The 18,724-nt window shown below is 60.2% G+C and carries 16 protein-coding genes; 3 read left to right on the top strand and 13 right to left on the bottom strand.

The features are described from left to right. Positions 1-94: 94 nt before the first annotated feature. From KGB03_RS21985 to KGB03_RS21930, 12 genes are all read right to left on the bottom strand, one after another. Positions 95-1,372, bottom strand: coding sequence for a flavohemoglobin expression-modulating QEGLA motif protein (locus tag KGB03_RS21985; RefSeq protein ID WP_129441557.1), 1,278 nt, complete (start codon positions 1,370-1,372; stop codon positions 95-97). Positions 1,373-1,409: 37 nt separating this feature from the next. Further along, entirely contained in the window at positions 1,410-1,964 is a 555-nt protein-coding gene (locus tag KGB03_RS21980; protein ID WP_223528922.1) for a hypothetical protein, read from the bottom strand. A gap of 160 nt (positions 1,965-2,124) precedes the next feature. Further along, positions 2,125-2,829, bottom strand: a complete 705-nt coding sequence (locus KGB03_RS21975; protein WP_218538019.1) for a TetR/AcrR family transcriptional regulator — start codon at positions 2,827-2,829, stop codon at positions 2,125-2,127. A gap of 114 nt (positions 2,830-2,943) precedes the next feature. Then, the gene (gene lysS / locus KGB03_RS21970) at positions 2,944-4,446 is read right to left on the bottom strand and encodes a lysine--tRNA ligase (RefSeq protein WP_074879805.1); all 1,503 of its coding nucleotides are present in this window, start codon (positions 4,444-4,446) and stop codon (positions 2,944-2,946) included. A gap of 112 nt (positions 4,447-4,558) precedes the next feature. Then, a protein-coding gene (gene prfB, locus KGB03_RS21965) for a peptide chain release factor 2 (RefSeq protein WP_111451403.1) occupies positions 4,559-5,654 on the bottom strand; the annotation gives its coding sequence in 2 pieces (ribosomal slippage) (positions 4,559-5,581 and positions 5,583-5,654; 1,095 coding nt in all). A gap of 312 nt (positions 5,655-5,966) precedes the next feature. Continuing rightward, positions 5,967-6,968, bottom strand: coding sequence for a PleD family two-component system response regulator (locus KGB03_RS21960; protein ID WP_223528920.1), 1,002 nt, complete (start codon positions 6,966-6,968; stop codon positions 5,967-5,969). A 47-nt stretch (positions 6,969-7,015) separates the two neighbouring features. Next, on the bottom strand, positions 7,016-8,026 hold the full coding sequence (locus tag KGB03_RS21955; RefSeq protein WP_223528918.1) for a chemotaxis response regulator protein-glutamate methylesterase: 1,011 nt from the start codon (positions 8,024-8,026) through the stop codon (positions 7,016-7,018). After that, on the bottom strand, positions 8,023-10,308 hold the full coding sequence (locus tag KGB03_RS21950; protein WP_223528916.1) for a hybrid sensor histidine kinase/response regulator: 2,286 nt from the start codon (positions 10,306-10,308) through the stop codon (positions 8,023-8,025). Before KGB03_RS21950 ends, KGB03_RS21955 begins: the two co-directional genes overlap by 4 nt. Beyond that, a complete protein-coding gene (locus KGB03_RS21945; RefSeq protein ID WP_218537919.1) occupies positions 10,305-10,988 on the bottom strand; it encodes a chemotaxis protein CheW in 684 nt (227 codons plus the stop codon). Before KGB03_RS21945 ends, KGB03_RS21950 begins: the two co-directional genes overlap by 4 nt. Continuing rightward, positions 10,985-12,256, bottom strand: coding sequence for a CheR family methyltransferase (locus tag KGB03_RS21940; RefSeq protein ID WP_223528914.1), 1,272 nt, complete (start codon positions 12,254-12,256; stop codon positions 10,985-10,987). Before KGB03_RS21940 ends, KGB03_RS21945 begins: the two co-directional genes overlap by 4 nt. Then, on the bottom strand, positions 12,253-12,789 hold the full coding sequence (locus KGB03_RS21935; protein ID WP_218537921.1) for a chemotaxis protein CheW: 537 nt from the start codon (positions 12,787-12,789) through the stop codon (positions 12,253-12,255). The genes KGB03_RS21940 and KGB03_RS21935 overlap by 4 nt, the downstream gene beginning before the upstream one ends. Continuing rightward, positions 12,789-14,411, bottom strand: a complete 1,623-nt coding sequence (locus tag KGB03_RS21930) for a methyl-accepting chemotaxis protein (RefSeq protein WP_223528912.1) — start codon at positions 14,409-14,411, stop codon at positions 12,789-12,791. The genes KGB03_RS21935 and KGB03_RS21930 overlap by 1 nt, the downstream gene beginning before the upstream one ends. A gap of 346 nt (positions 14,412-14,757) precedes the next feature. Here KGB03_RS21930 and KGB03_RS21925 point away from each other — a divergent pair, with 346 nt between their 5' ends. Next, positions 14,758-15,174, top strand: a complete 417-nt coding sequence (locus KGB03_RS21925) for a hypothetical protein (RefSeq protein WP_223528910.1) — start codon at positions 14,758-14,760, stop codon at positions 15,172-15,174. Positions 15,175-15,291: 117 nt separating this feature from the next. On the opposite strand, the gene KGB03_RS21920 is transcribed toward KGB03_RS21925, so the two are convergent. Further along, a complete protein-coding gene (locus tag KGB03_RS21920; protein WP_223528908.1) occupies positions 15,292-16,023 on the bottom strand; it encodes a tellurite resistance TerB family protein in 732 nt (243 codons plus the stop codon). Between the two features lie 186 nt (positions 16,024-16,209). Here KGB03_RS21920 and KGB03_RS21915 point away from each other — a divergent pair, with 186 nt between their 5' ends. Then, positions 16,210-17,124 (top strand): LysR family transcriptional regulator, encoded by a 915-nt coding sequence (locus KGB03_RS21915; protein WP_008151654.1) that lies wholly within the window; start codon positions 16,210-16,212, stop codon positions 17,122-17,124. 100 nt (positions 17,125-17,224) lie between these two features. Further along, positions 17,225-18,712, top strand: coding sequence for a gamma-aminobutyraldehyde dehydrogenase (locus tag KGB03_RS21910; protein ID WP_223528906.1), 1,488 nt, complete (start codon positions 17,225-17,227; stop codon positions 18,710-18,712). The last annotated feature ends 12 nt before the right edge of the window (positions 18,713-18,724 follow it).

Here is an 18,724-nt window from a genome sequence, read left to right as displayed (position 1 = left end):
GTGTGTCAGACAACAGAAATGTTGAATGTTAGACCGCATTCGCGAGCAAGTCGGATCGCCGCACCGCCGCTCCCACATTTGAACGGCGTACACGTTAGAGGATATTGGAGTAATCCGCTTCGATCCGGTCCAGGCTCAGGTGATTGAGGAAGTTGGAGAAGCACATCCACGCCGACAGCGCGTTCAGGTCACGGAACTGATCCGGCAAATACTTCGGTGGCACCACCAGTCCTTCGTCCACCAACTGACGCAAGGTGCGCATGTCTTCCAGCGTGGTCTTGCCGCAAAACAGCAGCGGTATCTGCTCAAGCTTGCCTTTACGCACGGCCAACTGAATGTAGTTGTAAACCATGATAAAGCCCTTGAGGTAGGACAAGTCTTTGGTAAATGGCAGACCTGTCGGCACCGAGCCACGGAAAACCCGACTGGCGTTGCCGTAGCTTTCGGCCATTTCAAACCCTTGCTCGCGGAAGAACTCGAAGATCTGCAGGAAGTCCGCGCCCTCTTCCACCATGTGAATGGCGCGGGTGCGGTTGGTCAGTTTGCGCAGGCGGCTCGGGTACGAGGCGAAGGTGATGATTTCCATCAGGATCGCCAGGCCTTCCTGAGTCACTGTCGACGACGGCGGGCCTTTGGAGAGGAAGGTGCAGATCGGCTGGTTCAGACCATTGAGCGTGGTCCCCACATGCACCAGCCCTTCGTGGACTTCCAGAGCGCGTACGTCACGGTCGTTGAACATCGCGTCGGCGCGGATCTTGATGTAGTCGGCGCCGGCCGCCGCATCGGCAACGATCCCGTCGGACTCGAATACGCGAATGGTTTCCTCGGCCTCGCCGAACACCTTGTTCAAGCGGGTTTGCAGCAGGTGGACGGCTTCCTTGGCGGTGAGGATTTTCGGTTCGTCCTTCAGGTCGCCACGGCCATCGATGTTGTTCAGGTAATCCGAGAGCATCAGGCCCAGGTCGGAAAGGGTCGGATCGCCGGCGTGGAACGCGTCGGAAGCGGCACCGTAAAGCTCCTGTGAAATCAGCCCGAAATCCTCGGTGCCGCGCGCTTCGAGCATGCGCACCACCATCCGGTATTCCTTGCACATGCGGCGCATGATCTGGCCGACCGGGTTGAACTGACCCAGCTGACGGGTGATGTCGCGCTCGATGTTCTGGAATTCCAGCTTCACCTTGCTGGAGTCGAACGCCAGCGGCCGGTTCAGGTAGTAATCGCGGTCCACCGCCGGCATTTCCTTGCCCTTGGCCTTGAGGAAACCCTTGCGGATGTTGTCGTCCCACTTCACCGCATCCAGGACGCGAATCGGCGTCTGCGCCAGCACAATGCGATCGGACAAAATGCGTATCGACTGCTGGTAATCGTCCACCCGAAACTCCTGTAGAAAAACCGTTTACGTGCTGGGTTTATTTGGCTTTGGCCAGGCGCTGATAGCGCACGGCCTCGACGAACACATCGGAATTGGCCGGGTCATCAAGGTAGGCGAAGACCTGGTCCAGATTGTTGTTGATCAACACGCCGTCACCGTCGTCGGTCTGGAAGCCTTCGCCGTTGAGGATTTTTTGCCTCAGGGCCTGGTTGATCTGCTCGAGGTCGAGGTTATAGACCACCAGTTCATGCTTATCGGTGAGCTCAAAACCCAAAAGCGTGAAATGCCCACCGAATTGCGCCGGCACCTTGGCCGACAGGTACCAGCGACTGCCATGGCGAGTCACCGTGAAGGGACAGGCTTCACGCTCCTTGGGTTTAGCCTTGAAGTAGCTGACGGCCTGATAGTGATTGTCGCCCAGGCGCGTCAGCTCCAGATTGAGCGGCTCGCCCCAGGCGTTGGTGCTGGTCCATTTGCCGAGCAACCCTTTAGGCGCGGGCTCGCTCGAGGGCAGCGGCTCCTTGAAGGTCACCAGACAGCCGCTGAGCAGCAGGAACGACAAGGCGATCACAACGACACGCCAGGCTTTCATTCAACACTCCCTTTGAACACACACGGACCTCAAGTGACCGCCGCCCCTTGTGGGAGCGAGCCTGCTCGCGATAGCGGTGTGTCAGCCAACATCAATGTTGAATGTAAAACCGCTATCGCGAGCAGGCTCACTCCCACAGGAGGTGTGGCGCCCACTGGGGTTATACCGATGCCAATACCAAATGCATGTAGCGAGTCAGGATGCCGAGCATTTCGGCTTCGGCGACAGGCTCGGCGTCGTTGAGCAGGCCCTGATATTCCATCCGTCCGATAATCGCCGTCAACACTTTGGCATCCTGTTGTGGCTCGCGGGAACCCAACACCTCGAAAAAATGGCAGGTGCCTTGCAGAAGAATTTGCTGATGCGAGCGCACCAACACCGCCAGGCGCGGGTTCAACAGGGCTTCCTGACGGAACGCCTGCTCGGCCATCAAGTGTTCGCGACGGTTGTGCAATTGCCGCTGCACATAATCGGCGGTCAGCCGCGCGATATCGTCCGCCAGCTGTGAACGGGACTCGGGGCTGCCATCGCCATAAGCAACCATCTCGCGCAGCAGGCCTTCGTTGCTGGTCCACAACTTGGCCATGAACGCCGCGCTGCGTTCCACGTATTGGGCAAAGGTATCGGTGAGCAGGTCATCGATGTCCTTGAAATAGTAAGTGGTGGCCGACAGCGGCACACCAGCCTCGGCGGCCACCGCGCGGTGACGCACGGCCCGCACGCCATCGCGCACGACAATGCGCATCGCCGCATCGAGAATGTCCTGTCGACGCTGCTCACTGCCCTGTCGGCTAGCCTTGCGACCCTGGTACTGAACACTTTCAGCGACCGCAGTGGCGACGTCCGCTGCACCCTCTTGAGCAATTGCACGGTTCACGACAGGTATTCCTCTCTAACTTCAAAAGTAACCAAATGATACGTTTGTACCAGACAGGCAATAAAAAGCCGCCTGTTTTAGGCGGCTTTTTTATCGAAACACTTACGCTTGCGGCCGCATGTGCGGGAACAGGATCACGTCGCGGATCGACGGGGAGTTGGTCAGCAGCATCACCAGACGGTCGATGCCGATACCTTCACCGGCCGTTGGCGGCATACCGTACTCCAGCGCGCGAACGAAGTCGGCGTCGTAGTGCATGGCCTCGTCGTCGCCGGCGTCCTTGTCAGCCACCTGCGCCATGAAGCGCTCGGCCTGGTCTTCCGCGTCGTTCAACTCGGAGTAGGCGTTGGCGATTTCGCGGCCACCGATGAACAGTTCGAAACGGTCGGTGACGTTCGGGTTGTCGTCGTTACGACGGGCCAGCGGCGACACTTCGAACGGGTATTGCGTGATGAAGTGCGGCTGCTCCAGCTTGTGCTCGACCAGCTCTTCGAAAATCATCACCTGCAATTTGCCCAGACCTTCGAAGCCCAGCACCTTGGCGCCGGCCTTCTTGGCGATGGCGCGGGCCTTCTCGATATCCGTCAGGTCGTCAGCGGTCAGCTCAGGGTTGTACTTGAGGATCGAGTCGAACACCGACAGACGCACGAACGGTTCGCCGAAGTGGAACACTTTGTCGCCGTAAGGCACGTCGGTGCTGCCCAGAACCAGCTGCGCCAGCTCGCGGAACAGTTCCTCGGTCAGGTCCATGTTGTCTTCGTAGTCGGCGTAAGCCTGGTAGAACTCCAACATGGTGAATTCAGGGTTGTGACGAGTCGAAACGCCTTCGTTACGGAAGTTGCGGTTGATCTCGAAGACCTTTTCAAAACCACCGACCACCAGACGCTTGAGGTACAGCTCAGGCGCGATACGCAGGAACATTTCCAGGTCCAGCGCGTTGTGGTGAGTCTCGAACGGCTTGGCTGCCGCGCCACCCGGAATGGTTTGCAGCATCGGGGTTTCCACTTCCAGGAAGTCACGCTGCATCAGGAAGCTGCGGATGTGCGCAATCACTTGCGAACGTACGCGGAAGGTCTGGCGCACCTCTTCGTTGACGATCAGGTCAACGTAACGCTGGCGATAGCGCTGTTCGGTGTCGGTCAGGCCGTGGTGTTTGTCCGGCAGCGGACGCAGGGACTTGGTCAGCAGGCGCACTTCAGTCATTTCGACGTACAGGTCGCCCTTGCCGGAACGCGCCAGGGTGCCAACGGCTGCGATGATGTCGCCCATGTCCCAGGTTTTCACCGAGGCCAGGGTTTCTTCGGACAGGGTTTTACGGTTGACGTAGACCTGAATGCGACCGGTCATGTCCTGGATCACCATGAACGAGCCACGGTTGAGCATGATGCGACCGGCAACCTTGACCGGAATCGCAGCCTCTGCCAGCTCTTCCTTGGTCTTGTCCGCGTACTGTTTCTGCAAGTCTTCGCAGTAGTTGTCGCGGCGGAAGTCGTTCGGGAAGGCATTGCCCTTGGCGCGCTCGGCAGCCAGCTTTTCCTTGCGCAGGGCGATCAGGGAGTTTTCTTCCTGTTGCAGGGCTTGCGGGTCGAGTTCTAGGTCGCTCATGTCTTTAAAAATTCCATCACAGGTTCGTTGCCCCCAGCCTTCGGCTGGGGATCGCGGGCAAGCCATGCTCCTACAGGGTCGCGGTGTATCAGCGACCACTGCAGTGCAGGCCTTACAGCCCTTGCTTCAGGCTGGCCACCAGGTATTCGTCGATGTCGCCGTCGAGCACCTTGTCGCAGTCGCTGCGTTCGATGTTAGTGCGCAAATCCTTGATTCGCGACGCATCGAGTACATACGAGCGGATCTGGTGACCCCAGCCGATGTCGGACTTGGTGTCTTCCAGGGCCTGGGACGCGGCGTTGCGTTTCTGCACTTCCTGCTCGTACAAGCGCGCCCGCAACATTTTCATCGCGGTGTCTTTGTTGGCGTGCTGGGAGCGTTCGTTCTGGCAGCTGACCACGGTGTTGGTCGGTACGTGAGTAATACGCACGGCCGAGTCGGTGGTGTTTACGTGCTGACCACCGGCACCGGAGGAGCGGTAGGTGTCGATGCGCAGGTCCGACGGGTTGATGTCGATTTCGATGTTGTCATCGATTTCCGGCGACACGAACACAGCCGAGAACGAGGTGTGACGACGGTTGCCGGAGTCGAACGGGCTCTTGCGCACCAGACGGTGCACGCCGATTTCGGTCCGCAACCAGCCAAAGGCGTATTCGCCCTTGATGTGCACGGTCGCGCCCTTGATCCCGGCGACTTCACCGGCGGACAGCTCCATGATGGTCGCGTCGAAACCGCGTTTGTCGGCCCAGCGCAGGTACATGCGCAGCAGGATGTTGGCCCAGTCTTGAGCCTCGGTGCCGCCGGAGCCGGCCTGGATGTCCAGGTAGGCATTGTTGGCGTCCATCTCACCGCTGAACATGCGACGGAATTCGAGTTTTTCCAGCGACTCGCGTAGGCGCTCGACTTCGGCAGCGACGTCGTCGACGGCGGCCTGGTCTTCTTCTTCGGCGGACATCAGCAGCAGGTCTTTGGCGTCGGCCAGGCCTGTGTGCATTTCGTCGAGGGTTTCGACGATCTGAGCCAGCAGGGACCGCTCGCGGCCCAGCTCCTGAGCGTACGTCGGGTTGTTCCAGACAGACGGATCTTCAAGCTCGCGATTGACTTCAGTCAGACGCTCATGCTTTTGATCGTAGTCAAAGATACCCCCGAATAGTTTCGGAGCGCTCGGACAGGTCCTTGATACTGTTAAGGATCGGGTTGATTTCCATGGCGGGCAGCACTCGTTGGCGAACTTTTGAAAGCCGGCGAGTATAACGTAAACAGGCTGTCACGGCAGCCCGCCTGGCGGCTTTAGCGGGTTCTTTATCGGGGTTGAGATCGCTCCCCCTCACCCTCACCCTATCCCCAAGGGGCGAGGGGACTGACCTAGGTGTCTTGCGAAATACTGCGACCTGAAAATTCCGAGTCGAACTCAGTTTCTAAAATCCCCCGATCGGCTCCCTTTCCCCCCTCTCCCCCGGGGGGAGAGGGTTGGGGTGAGGGGTGGACTCAAGCTACAACACAGATACCAACCAGCCCTTTCACTCAATCCCGACCTGATTACGCCCATTGTTCTTCGCCAGGTACAGCCCCTTGTCCGCCGCCGAGATCAACTGACGGCAATCGCCGCCCGGTTGCGGGGTCATGGTCGACAGACCGATGCTGATGGTCAGGCTCGAACCTTCGGCCGGGAAAATATGCGGAATCTTTAGCGAAGCCACCGTCTGGCGCAGTTTTTCCGCGACCAGTCGCGCGCCGCCCGGCGAAGTATTGGGCAGCACCAGGGCGAACTCTTCGCCGCCGTAACGGGCCGGCAGGTCCGAAGGTCGGGCGCTGGCATCACGAATCGCCGTGGCCACTTTGCGCAGGGCTTCATCGCCTTCAAGGTGGCCGAAGCTGTCGTTGTAGGACTTGAAGTAGTCGACATCGATCATCAGCAGCGACAGTTGGCTCTGGTCGCGCAGCGAACGGCGCCACTCAAGCTCCAGGTATTCGTCGAAATGCCGGCGGTTCGACAGCCCGGTCAGGCCGTCTGAGTTCATCAAGCGTTGCAGCACCAGGTTGGTGTCGAGCAACTGCTGCTGGCTGACCCGCAGCGCGCGATACGCGGCGTCACGCTGCAGCAACGTCATGTAGGAACGCGAGTGGTAGCGGATGCGCGCCACCAGTTCGATGTTGTCCGGCAACTTGACCAGGTAATCATTGGCCCCGGCCGCAAACGCCGCGCTCTTGATCAGCGGGTCTTCCTTGGTCGACAGGACAATGATCGGGATGTCCTTGGTCGCCGGATGGTTGCGGTACTCGCGCACCAGACTCAAGCCGTCAAGACCGGGCATCACCAGATCCTGGAGGATCACTGTCGGTTTGATGCGGATCGCATGGGCGATGGCCTGATGCGGGTCGGCGCAGAAGTGGAAGTCGATGTTATCTTCGTTCGACAACCCGCGGCGCACCGCCTCGCCGATCATTGCCTGATCGTCTACCAACAACACCATGGCGGCGTTTTCGTCGGTTTTGAAGTCGTCGAGCTGTAATTCAGTCATGGGCAGTCACCTGAGTACTACTTGGGCCAGATTGCTGTGAAAAGTGTTCATTTGGGGAAAATTTCCAGCAACCGTGGCGCTATCTTTTCCAGTGGGCGAATCTCCACAGCGGCGTCGATGGCCGCTGCCGCCTTCGGCATTCCGTACACCGCACTGCTGTTCTGATCCTGAGCGATGGTCAGGTAGCCCTGTTGGCGCATGAGTTTAAGCCCCTGTGCGCCATCGCGTCCCATGCCGGTGAGCAAAACACCCACGGCATCGCCGTTCCAGTAACTGGCCACGCTCTCGAAGAACACATCGATCGAGGGCCGGTAGATTTCGTTGACCGGTTCGGCGGTGTAGGCCAGCGTGCCGTTTTTCAACAAGCGAATATGGTGGTTGGTGCCCGCCAGCAACACCGAGCCGGCCTGCGGAGGCTCACCTTCCTGGGCCAGGCGCACATTCAAGCCGCTGGCGCTGCTGAGCCATTCGGCCATGCCGGCGGCAAACACCTGGTCCACGTGCTGCACCAGAACGATGGCGGCCGAAAAATCTCGCGGCAACCCCTTGAGCAATACTTCCAGCGCGGCCGGCCCACCGGCGGATGAGCCAATGGCGATCAGGCGCTGGCGCGAACCGGAACTGCGCAGCGGGCTCGGGGCGGCACGCTCGCGATTGCCACGCTCACCGATCAGCCAACCGATGTTCATGATCTTGCGCAGTAACGGGGCCGCGGCCTCTTGGGCATTGCCGGCACCGATGGCCGGCGTATCGACCACATCCAGCGCGCCGTGACCCATGGCCTCAAACACCCGATGCACGTTCTGCTGGCGGTCGACCGTAACGATGACAATCGCGCACGGCGTCTCGGCCATGATCCGCCGGGTCGCCTCGATGCCATCCATCACCGGCATGATCAAGTCCATCAGAATCAGATCCGGCGTATTTTCAGCGCAACGCTGCACCGCCTCGGCCCCATTACTGGCGACCCAGACCACCTCGTGCGCCGGCTCGAACGCCAAGGCGCGGCGTAGAGCCTCTACCGCCATGGGCATGTCATTGACGATCGCTATTTTCATACACGCGCTCCTCCAATGAGCTCAACCACCGCGTCAAGCAGGGCGTCGTCATGAAAACTGGCTTTGGCTAGATAATAGTCGGCTCCAGCGTCCAGTCCACGGCGACGGTCCTCTTCACGATCCTTGTAAGACACCACCATCACCGGCAGGGATTGCAGGCGATTGTCCCGACGCAATAAAGACACCAGTTCGATGCCATCCATGCGTGGCATATCGATGTCAGTGATCAGCAGGTCGAAATCCTCCGATCGCAAAGCGTTCCAGCCATCCATCCCGTCCACCGCCACCGCCACGTCGTAGCCGCGATTGAGTAGCAACTTGCGTTGCAGCTCACGTACGGTCAGCGAATCGTCGACCACCAGAATCCGTTTTCGAGCCGCTTCAACCGCCTGGTTGCCTTGGCGGGCAATGCGCTCAAGACGCCCGGTATTGAGCAGTTTGTCCACCGAACGCAGCATGTCCTCGACGTCGACGATCAGCACCACCGAACCATCGTCGAGCAAGGCCCCGGCGGAAATGTCCTGCACCTTGCCCAGACGCTCATCCAGCGGCAAAACGACCAACGTCCGCTCGCCGATAAAACGCTCGACCGCCACGCCGTAAATCGCCTCGCGCTCGCGAATCACCACCACTTTGAGGGTTTGCTGACTGTTCTGGCCCGCCGGACGCTGCAACAGCTGACTGGCCGCGACCAGCCCGACATGCCGGCCTTCGTGCCAGAAATGTTGCCGGCCTTCGACCTGGACAATGTCCGCCTGCTCCAGATCGCACATCCGTTCGATGTGGGCCAGCGGGAAGGCATACGCCTCGTCACCGACTTCCACCACCAGACTGCGCACCACCGACAAGGTCAGCGGCACTTCAAGATGGAAACGACTGCCCTCGCCCGCCGCCTGCTCCAGCACGACCGCGCCACGCAACTGACGAACCATGTGCTGGACCGCATCCAGTCCGACGCCGCGCCCGGAGACTTCGGTGACCGTGTCGCGCAGGCTGAAACCCGGTAGAAACAGGAAGGTCAGCAGCTCTTCTTCACTCAATTGCGCGGCGGTTTCGGCCGGGGACAATTGGCGCTCGATGATGCTGCGGCGGACCTTTTCCAGATCGACGCCATTGCCGTCATCACTCAGTTCCAGCAGCAACAATCCGGCCTGATGGGAAGCGCGCAAACGGATCAGGCCTTCAGCGGGTTTGCCCGCCAATAGCCGTTGCTCCGGGGATTCGATGCCGTGATCCACGGCATTGCGCAGCAGGTGGGTCAGCGGCGCTTCAAGCTTTTCCAACACGTCGCGGTCGACCTGGGTTTTCTCACCCTCGATCTCCAGCCGCACCTGTTTGCCGAGGCTGCGACCGAGGTCGCGGACCATGCGCCCTTGCCCGGCCAACACATCGGCAAACGGCCGCATGCGGCAGGCCAGCGCGGTGTCGTACAACACTTGCGCCCGCTGACTGGCCTGCCAGGCGAACTCATCCAGTTCGGCGTTCTTTTCCACCAGCAATTGCTGAGATTCAGCCAGTAGCCGACGAGCGTCTTCGAGGGCTTCCTGTGCTTCCAGACTCAAGGCATGTTCCTTGAGGTGGACGTTGAGGTTTTCCAGGGCCCGCAGGCCCTTGTTCTGCATACGCTTGAGGCGTTGCATGGTGGCCAGGTGCGGTTTGAGCCGCAGGGTTTCCACCAGGGATTTGCTCGACAGATCAAGCAGGCTGTTCAGGCGTTCGGCCGTGACCCGCAGCACCCGCTCGCCGTTTTCGGTGGTGCGTTTAGTCTTGGGCGTTGGCTCGGCGGGCGCTGCCGGGGGGGCGTCGGTGGCGGCCGGCATGGGCGGTTCAGCCTTGGGCGTCGGCGGTTCCAGCTGAAGTTCTGCCATCGGCGGCGCGATGGGGGTAGCCACCATGTGATCAAGCAGCCGTCCCATCAAGACGACGTAAGCTTCGATATCCGCAGGCGCCGGAGCGTTGTTCGGCGTCGCAATTCGCATCAGCAGATCGGTGCCTTGCAACAGTGCATCAATGTATTCGGGCCGAAGGTACAGGCGCCCTTCCTGGGCGCTGACCAGGTAATCTTCCATCACATGGGCGACGCTGACCCCGGCATCGACGCCGACAATCCGCGCCGCGCCCTTGAGCGAGTGGGCCGCGCGCATGCACGACTCGAGGTAATCGGCCTGGGTCGGATCGCGCTCGAGCGCCAGCAGGCCGGCGCTTAGCACCAAGGTCTGGGCCTCGGCTTCCAGACTGAACAGTTCCAGCAAAGAGGCGTCGCGCATTTGCTCGGGGGTCATGTGAGGCTCCGGGTCACGGCGGACAGCAGCTGTTCTTCATCCAGCCAACGCAGGCTGCGACCTTTGAATTGCAACACGCCACGGGTGTATTTGGCGCTGGCCTGCGTGCCGGAGCGGGACGCCGCCTCGAGGAGGTGTTCGTCGATGGCGTGAATCCCGTCCACTTCATCCACCGGCACCACCACCGGTCCGCCGTGGGCAGCGATGATCAGCATCCTCGGCATGACCCGTGCGCCGGTCGCCACGCTGCTGGCGCCGTCGAGCGCCAGTAATTCCACCAGCGACAGGCACGCCACCAACGCGCCGCGCACATTGGCCACGCCGAGCAAGGCCCGGGAGCGTTGGTGCGGCAGGGAATGAATCGCTTGCAGCGGCGCCACTTCCACCAGACTGCGAGTGGCCAGGGCCAGCCATTCTTCGCCCAGACGGAACATCAGCAGCGAACGGGTTTTCACCTCGCTCTCGACCGCCGTGGAGACTTGCCCGCGGTCTTCCTGTTGTAACGCGTAGCGGTCGAGCAAGCGCGTCGCCGCGGCCGAATACACCGCGCAATTGCGGCAGTGAATGTGATCGCTCAGTAGCGGGCAGGACTTGTCGCCGTGGATACCGATGCGGTTCCAGCAGTCATCGATGGCCTGGGCATCTTGATGGGTGAGGCTAAAAGTGTCGGCGGCGATCATCGGTTACGCTCACTGTCAGCGGCGCGCTCACTGCGGGCGGCGCGGTCCTGCAATCGTCTGGCTCCCGCCGTGTCGCCCAGGGATTGCAGCAACGCCGCCAGGTGCATCAACGCGTCGGGATGGTGCGGGTCGAGGTACAACGCCTTGCGATAAAAACCCTGAGCCTCAAGGACTCTGCCGGCGACATCGCTGAGCAAGCCCAGCCAGTAGAAGACTTGGGCCACGGGTTCATGACTGCGCAAATAGCTATCGCACGCGGCGCGGGCCTCGGCACTTTTGCCTTCGTTGGCCAGCGCGGCGATGTTCGCCAGCAGTGCGGCGGTGTCCGGGTTGGCGACTTTCGTCACGACAGGCAGCGGCGCCACCGTTGCGAAGGGTCGATTGCGAACGGGCGGCGGTGTCACGCTGCGCACCGCTTGGTGCACGGGCAGAGGCGTCGGAACGAACGTCGCAATGGGCGCAGGCTCTGGTGCGCTCTGACGACTGAACGCAAAGGACTGCGGGATGCCGATCGAACGCATGCCGAAACGGCCGAGCAAACTGCCCTCGGCCGGGCCGATAAACAGCACGCCATCCACATGGGTCAAACGCTTGAGCACTTCGAACACTTGCTGCTGGGTCGGCTGATCGAAATAGATCAGCAGGTTGCGGCAAAACACAAAGTCATACGGCGGCTCGTTGGCCAACAATGTCGGATCCAGCAGATTGCCGACCTGCAGACGCACTTGTTCGAGCACTCGCCCGCTGAGGCGATAGCCCTCGCCTTCGGCGGCGAAATGCCGGTCGCGAAAGGCGATGTCCTGACCCCGAAACGAATTCTTGCCGTACAGCGCGCGCCGGGCTTTTTCCACCGACAACGGACTGACGTCCATGCCTTCGACCTTGAACTGGTGCGGCTGTAACCCGGCATCGAGCAACGCCATGGCGATGGAATACGGTTCTTCACCGGTGGAACACGGCAGGCTGAGAATCCGCAGTGCGCGCATGTTGTTGATGTCGTTCAGGCGTTTGGTGGCCAATTTCGCCAACGTGGCGAAGGATTCCGGGTAACGGAAAAACCAGGTCTCGGGGACAATCACCGCTTCGATCAACGCCTGCTGCTCGTCCTGCGAACCCTGCAAGGTGTGCCAGTACTCATCGGCCGTCAGCGCGTTGGATGCCGTGCTGCGCTGGCGCACCGCACGCTCGATGATCGCCGGGCCCACCGAGGTCACGTCGAGACCGATGCGCTCTTTGAGGAAATCGAAAAACCGTTGATCACTGCTCATGGCCGCTCCTCAAGCAGTGCCAGGTCCAACGGCTGCGACGGAAACAGCAGCGCGCGAACCTGATCGTCGAGCAAGTCGGCAACCCGCACCCATTGCAGCAAACCCTGAGCATCTTCACGCACAGGCCCAAGGTACGGCGCCTGACGATTGTCCAGGCCATAGGGCTGAAAATCCGCCGGGTTGCAGCGCAAGGTATCGGTGGCCTGTTCCAGAATCAGCCCGAGCAATTGCGCCTCAGCGAACTCATCCGGACGGTAATTGACCAGTACCAGGCGGGTGCTGGTGCGGGTCTGCGCCGGCTGACCGAACGTCAGCGCACTGAGGTCGATCACCGGCACCACCGCGCCGCGGTAGGCGAACACTCCGGCCACCCAGTCCGGCGCGCGGGGAATCGGTTTCAACGGCAGGCGCGGCAGCACTTCCGCCACCTCGATGGCCTGCAGGGCATAGCGCTCGTTGCCGATGCGGAACACCAGAAACAATGAGTGCAGCGCCGGCTTCACGGCGGTGCGCTTGGCCGTGGGTTCGCTCATCAGACTTTGAATCGCGAAACGCCACCACGCAGCCCTACGGCCACCTGGCTCAATTCGTCGATGGCGAAACTGGCCTGGCGCAGGGACTCGACGGTCTGGCTGCTGGCATCGCCCAACTGCACCAGCGCGTGGTTAATCTGTTCGGCGCCGGTGGCCTGGGCCTGCATGCCTTCGTTGACCATCAACACCCGCGGCGCCAATGCCTGAACCTGATGGATGATCTGCGACAGCTGCTCGCCGACCTGCTGCACTTCGGACATACCACGGCGCACTTCTTCAGAGAACTTGTCCATGCCCATCACCCCGGCCGACACCGCCGACTGGATCTCGCGCACCATCTGCTCGATGTCGTACGTGGCAACAGCGGTCTGGTCCGCCAGACGCCGCACTTCGGTGGCGACCACGGCAAACCCGCGGCCGTATTCACCGGCCTTTTCGGCCTCAATCGCCGCGTTGAGCGACAGCAGATTGGTCTGGTCAGCGACCTTGACGATGGTCACGACCACCTGATTGATGTTGCCGGCCTTCTCATTGAGGATCGCCAGTTTGGCGTTGACCAGATCGGCCGCGCCCATCACCGAGTGCATGGTCTCTTCCATCCGCGCCAGGCCTTGCTGCCCTGAACCGGCGAGCACCGAGGCCTGATCGGCGGCAGTGGAGACTTCAGTCATCGTGCGCACCAGATCCCGCGAAGTGGCCGCAATCTCACGGGACGTCGCGCCAATTTCGGTGGTAGTGGCGGCGGTTTCGGTGGCGGTCGCTTGCTGTTGCTTGGAGGTGGCAGCGATCTCGGTCACCGAGGTGGTGACCTGCACCGAGGAGCGCTGGGCCTGGGACACCAGGGATGTCAGCTCGGTCATCATGTCGTTGAAGCCGGTTTCCACGGCGCCGAATTCGTCCTTGCGCGCCAGGTTCAGACGGTTGCTCAGATCACCGGTGCGCATGACTTCGAGAATTTCGACGATACGGTTCATCGGCGCCATGATTGCGCGCATTAACAAAAGGCCACAGAGGCCGGCGACGATGATCGCCACCAGCATCGAGACGCCCATGCTGATTTTGGCGGCCGTCACTGCATCAATGATGGCCTGCGTGGATTGCTCAGACTGGGCATGATTATTTTCAAGAAGGCTGTTCAACTGCTTACGCCCATTGATCCAGGCCGGCATAAGTTTTTGCTCCAGGGCAAGAATCGCCTGCTCGTACTCTTTGCGCTGATAGAGATCGAGAACGTTGGTCAATTCTTTGTTGTAGAGCTGATGACGCACTTCGAACTCGTCGAACAGGGCCCGATCGTCCTGCCTGAAAATGGTTTTTCGGTAGTTGGCTATTTGCTCGTTCAAGCGCTCTTCGAAGCTTTTGTACATGGTCTGGTCGGCGACGGTTATTTCGCGACGTCCTGAAAGGCCGACAATCTGTTGGGTGAGGTTAAAACTGTCGACCCACGCGCCACGGATCATCGAACTGAAATACACCCCGGGGACCGCATCGGTGCGGACTATTTCTACGCCGGTGTCGATCTTCGTCAGCCGAGAAAAAGACACCACGACCATCAGCAGCATGATCGCGATAATCACCGCAAAGCTCGCCAAGATGCGTTGGCGCAACGTCCAGTTCTTCACAGTCAGTCCTCGGGGGCGGTTGAAATGTTGCGGAGTATAGCTGAGGGTGTTTCATTTATAAGACGGTGGGATGAGTTCTGGGAGACTTTGCGCCAGATCGGGAGCCAGGTACCCGTGATGAATCGGAAGAAAACGGGCCATTGGACTCTGTAGCGCGGTTGAAAAAATGCCCTGGTCAGAGCGCCACCCGAAGCTCCATGAGCCGATTTTAGGTGACTCATCTTGGTTTTATATAAAAACCATTCAATCGATTCCAGGATACGATAAAAAACTGTCATTTATGTCAGTAGCACTTTAAGCCCGAACTTCCGGAAACTCGAGTTTCAAAACTTGAAAGGAATTCGTCATGCCTGCTCTTTCTTATGCCGATGTTGTAAAAGATCTAAAAGCCTCCACAGGCACAATAAATGTCATGCAAGACTCAAAAGAAATATTCAAAAGTGAAAGGGTCTACTACGGACTTCACGGGAGTACGAGATTCATCATCGGATACGAAGGCCAATACAGACAGGTAGCGCTTTGTGCCCCGAAGGATCTGGAAGATGGCCTCCATACCGTGGTCTATCCAGAGGACTTCGCCCAGCTTCCTTATTCCCTGAAATGGACCGTGGACGTAAATGGCGTCAATCGGGAAATTGAAAAAGGCACGCTAACTGTTACTTTCGGACTGGAAGGTGAATCCGCCGAAGGCAGTTACCACGTTACATTAAATGGAAGTAATGAAGAGGTCGGCGGAAACTTTAAAATGTCCAATCCTTGGTAACACTATCCCTCATCGGGGATGACAGCATTAGTTGCCTTCTTAAGCCCAATCTAAAACTAAACAACCCCCATCAGTGATACAGGAAAGCACTGATGGGATTTGTTGTAAGCGACCCGATCAGGCGACCGATAACGACGCCTGCCTGACTTGCTTCTCCAACTCAGCCTTCAACCCCGGCTCAAGCTTCAACTGACGCGCCAGTTCATCCAGGTAGGACTTCTCCATGAAGCTCTCCTCATCCACCAGCATCACGCTGGCGATGTACATCTCTGCGGCCATTTCCGGCGTACTCGCGGCGCGGGCGACGTCGGCCGGGTCCAGCGGTTTGTTCAGTTCGGCGTGCAGCCAGTGCTGCAACTCCTGATCGTTATCAAGCTTGGTGAATTCACCTTCAATCAGCGCACGTTCCCGCTCATCGACATGGCCATCAGCTTTAGCGGCTGCCACTAATGCTTTGAGAATCGCCTGACTGTGCTGTTCAACTTGCGCCACCGGTAAGCGGTCGATGGTTTGCGGTTCAGTCTTCGCCGCGGTGCCCTGCTGGGCCTGCCAGTTGCCATAGGCCTTGTAGGCAATCACGCCCAACGCAGCCAGGCCGCCATAAGTCAGGACCTTGCCGCCAACACTGCGCCCTTTCTTGCTGCCCAGCAGCAACCCCATGGCCCCCGCTGCCAACGCACCACCCCCCGCGCCCGCCAGCAAACTGCCGAGGCCGCCCGAACCGCCGCTGCCGCCGAGCAATCCGCCCAAACCACCGCCGGAGGTCTTGTTTTGTGAGCCGCCGGCCTTGTTCTGCAACATGTCCTGACCGGACTTGAGTAGCTGATCGAGCAATCCACGCGTGTTCATTTGCCGCCTCCAAAAAAGGGGTTAACCGGACCAATAAGGCCACCAGCCTAGATCGAAAGTGCCCGGCATTCGGGGGCGAGAGTGCTTCGAGATGTTGCGCAGCGCCGCTCAGCCGACCGCAACCCTTCAGAAAAATGGATATACACTCAAACAAATCTATAAAAACCGCCCACCGGTACTTTCTCCATGATGACCTTGCGTCAGATCCGTCATTTCATCGCCGTGGCCGAGACCGGCTCGATCTCCGCCGCCGCACAAACCGCGTTTATTTCCCAATCGACACTGACCCTGGCGATCCAGCAACTGGAGCAGGAAATCGGCGTCGGCCTGTTCAACCGCCACGCCAAGGGCATGACGCTGACCCACCAGGGCCACCAATTCCTACGCCAGGCGCACCTGATTCTGGCGACGGTGGACAACGCCAAACGCAGCCTGCAGCAGAGTACCGATCAAGTCGCCGGGCAGTTGATCATCGGTGTGACCAGCCTGGTGGCCGGTTATTACCTCGCAGACTTACTCACCCGTTTCCAGCGCGCCTACCCCAACGTCGAGATCCGGGTGATGGAGGACGAGCGCCCTTACATCGAGCATTTGCTGGTCAGCGGCGAGATCGATGTTGGCGTGCTGATCCTCTCCAACCTCGAAGACCGCCACGCCTTGCAGACCGAAGTGCTGACCCATTCGCCCCATCGTCTGTGGCTGCCAGCCCAGCATCCGCTGCTGGAACACGACAGCATCAACCTCGCCGATGTGGCCCGCGAACCGTTGATTCAGCTGAACGTCGATGAAATGGACCGCAACGCCCAGCGCATGTGGACAGCGGCCTCCCTACAACCGCGCATCACCTTGAGAACAGCGTCGACGGAAGCGGTGCGAAGCCTGGTGGCAGCGGGTTTGGGCGTGTCGATCCAGCCCGACATGACTTATCGCCCATGGTCACTGGAGGGCGACATCATCGAAGCGCGGCCGATTGCCGACCTGAGCCAGACCCTCGACGTCGGCCTGGCCTGGCGTCGGGGCACCGCGCGCCCAGCGCTGGTGGACCCATTTCTGACCGTCGCCCGCGAGCAGCCCCACGGCGGGCGCAAGCCATCTATTTAATCGAACGCCACCTTCAGTATTTAGTATTTGTCGACCTCGGGTGCGGCGCCTAGTCTTGGTACATCTATAAGACGGCCGCGCCCCAGTCACAGGGAGCAGCATGGCCACACAAGAAAAGAGAACCCGAAAAATGGCTGGCGCGCAGACCCCCTTGTTCACCGCGTTGTTGATCGATGGCGAATTGGTCGCGGGCCAGGGGTTTGTCGAACCGATCCTCAACCCGGCCACCGGGGAAGTGCTGACGCACATCGCCGAAGCCAGCACCGAGCAAGTCGAAGCCGCGATCCTCAGCGCCCACCGCGCCTTCGCCGGTTGGTCGCGGACCACGCCGCAACAACGCTCGAACCTGTTGCTGGACATCGCCAACGCCATCGAAAAACAAGCCGACCTCCTCGCCCGCCTCGAATCCCTGAACTGTGGCAAACCGTTGCACCTGGCGCGTCAGGATGACTTGAGCGCCACGGTCGATGTGTTCCGCTTCTTTGCCGGCGCCGTGCGTTGCCAGACTGGCCAGCTCAGCGGCGAATACCTGCCGGGCTATACCAGCATGGTTCGCCGCGATCCGATTGGTGTGGTGGCCTCGATTGCGCCGTGGAACTACCCGATCATGATGGCCGCGTGGAAAATCGCCCCGGCCCTGGCCGCCGGCAACACACTGGTGTTCAAGCCGTCCGAACACACGCCGCTGTCGATTCTGGCCCTGGCGCCCGCGCTGGCCGAGATTCTGCCGCGCGGTGTGATCAACATCATTTGCGGTGGCGGTGAAGGCGTCGGCAGCCACTTGGTCAGTCATCCTAAAGTGCGCATGGTGTCGTTGACTGGCGATATCGTCACCGGGCAAAAAATCCTGCAAGCCGCGGCGAAAACCCTGAAACGCACTCACCTCGAACTCGGCGGCAAGGCGCCGGTGATCGTCTGCAACGATGCGGACATTCAAGCCGTGGTCGAAGGCGTGCGCACTTATGGCTACTACAACGCCGGCCAGGATTGCACCGCGGCCTGCCGCATTTATGCACAGGCCGGGATTCATGACCGCTTGGTGGCCGAACTCGGCGCAGCGGTCAGCAGCCTGCGGTTTGCCGGCAAGCGCGACGCCGACAACGAGATCGGCCCGCTGATCAGCACCCGCCAGCGTGATCGCGTGGCCAGTTTCGTCGAGCGCGCCCTCGGCCAGCCGCACATCGAACGAGTGACCGGCGCGGCAGTGCATTCCGGTGCCGGCTTCTATTACCAGCCAACCTTGCTGGCCGGTTGCAAGCAGACTGATGAGATCGTCCAGCGCGAAGTGTTCGGGCCGGTGGTCACCGTGACCCGTTTCGATCAGCTCGAACAAGCCGTGGACTGGGCCAACGACTCGGAATACGGCCTCGCCTCCTCGGTCTGGACCCAGAACCTCGACAAGGCGATGCAGGTGGCAGCGCGCTTGCAGTACGGCTGCACCTGGATCAACAGCCATTTCATGCTGGTCAGCGAAATGCCCCACGGCGGCCTGAAGCGTTCGGGCTACGGCAAAGACTTATCCAGCGATTCGCTCCAGGACTACAGCGTGGTGCGGCACATCATGGCCCGTCACGGCCAGCATCTCTGACTACGCTTATAA

Origin of the sequence: Pseudomonas sp. BF-B-26 (genome assembly GCF_019956495.1) — a bacterium.
GTDB lineage: Bacteria > Pseudomonadota > Gammaproteobacteria > Pseudomonadales > Pseudomonadaceae > Aquipseudomonas.
This window is presented reverse-complemented; position numbering and strand designations above follow the sequence as displayed.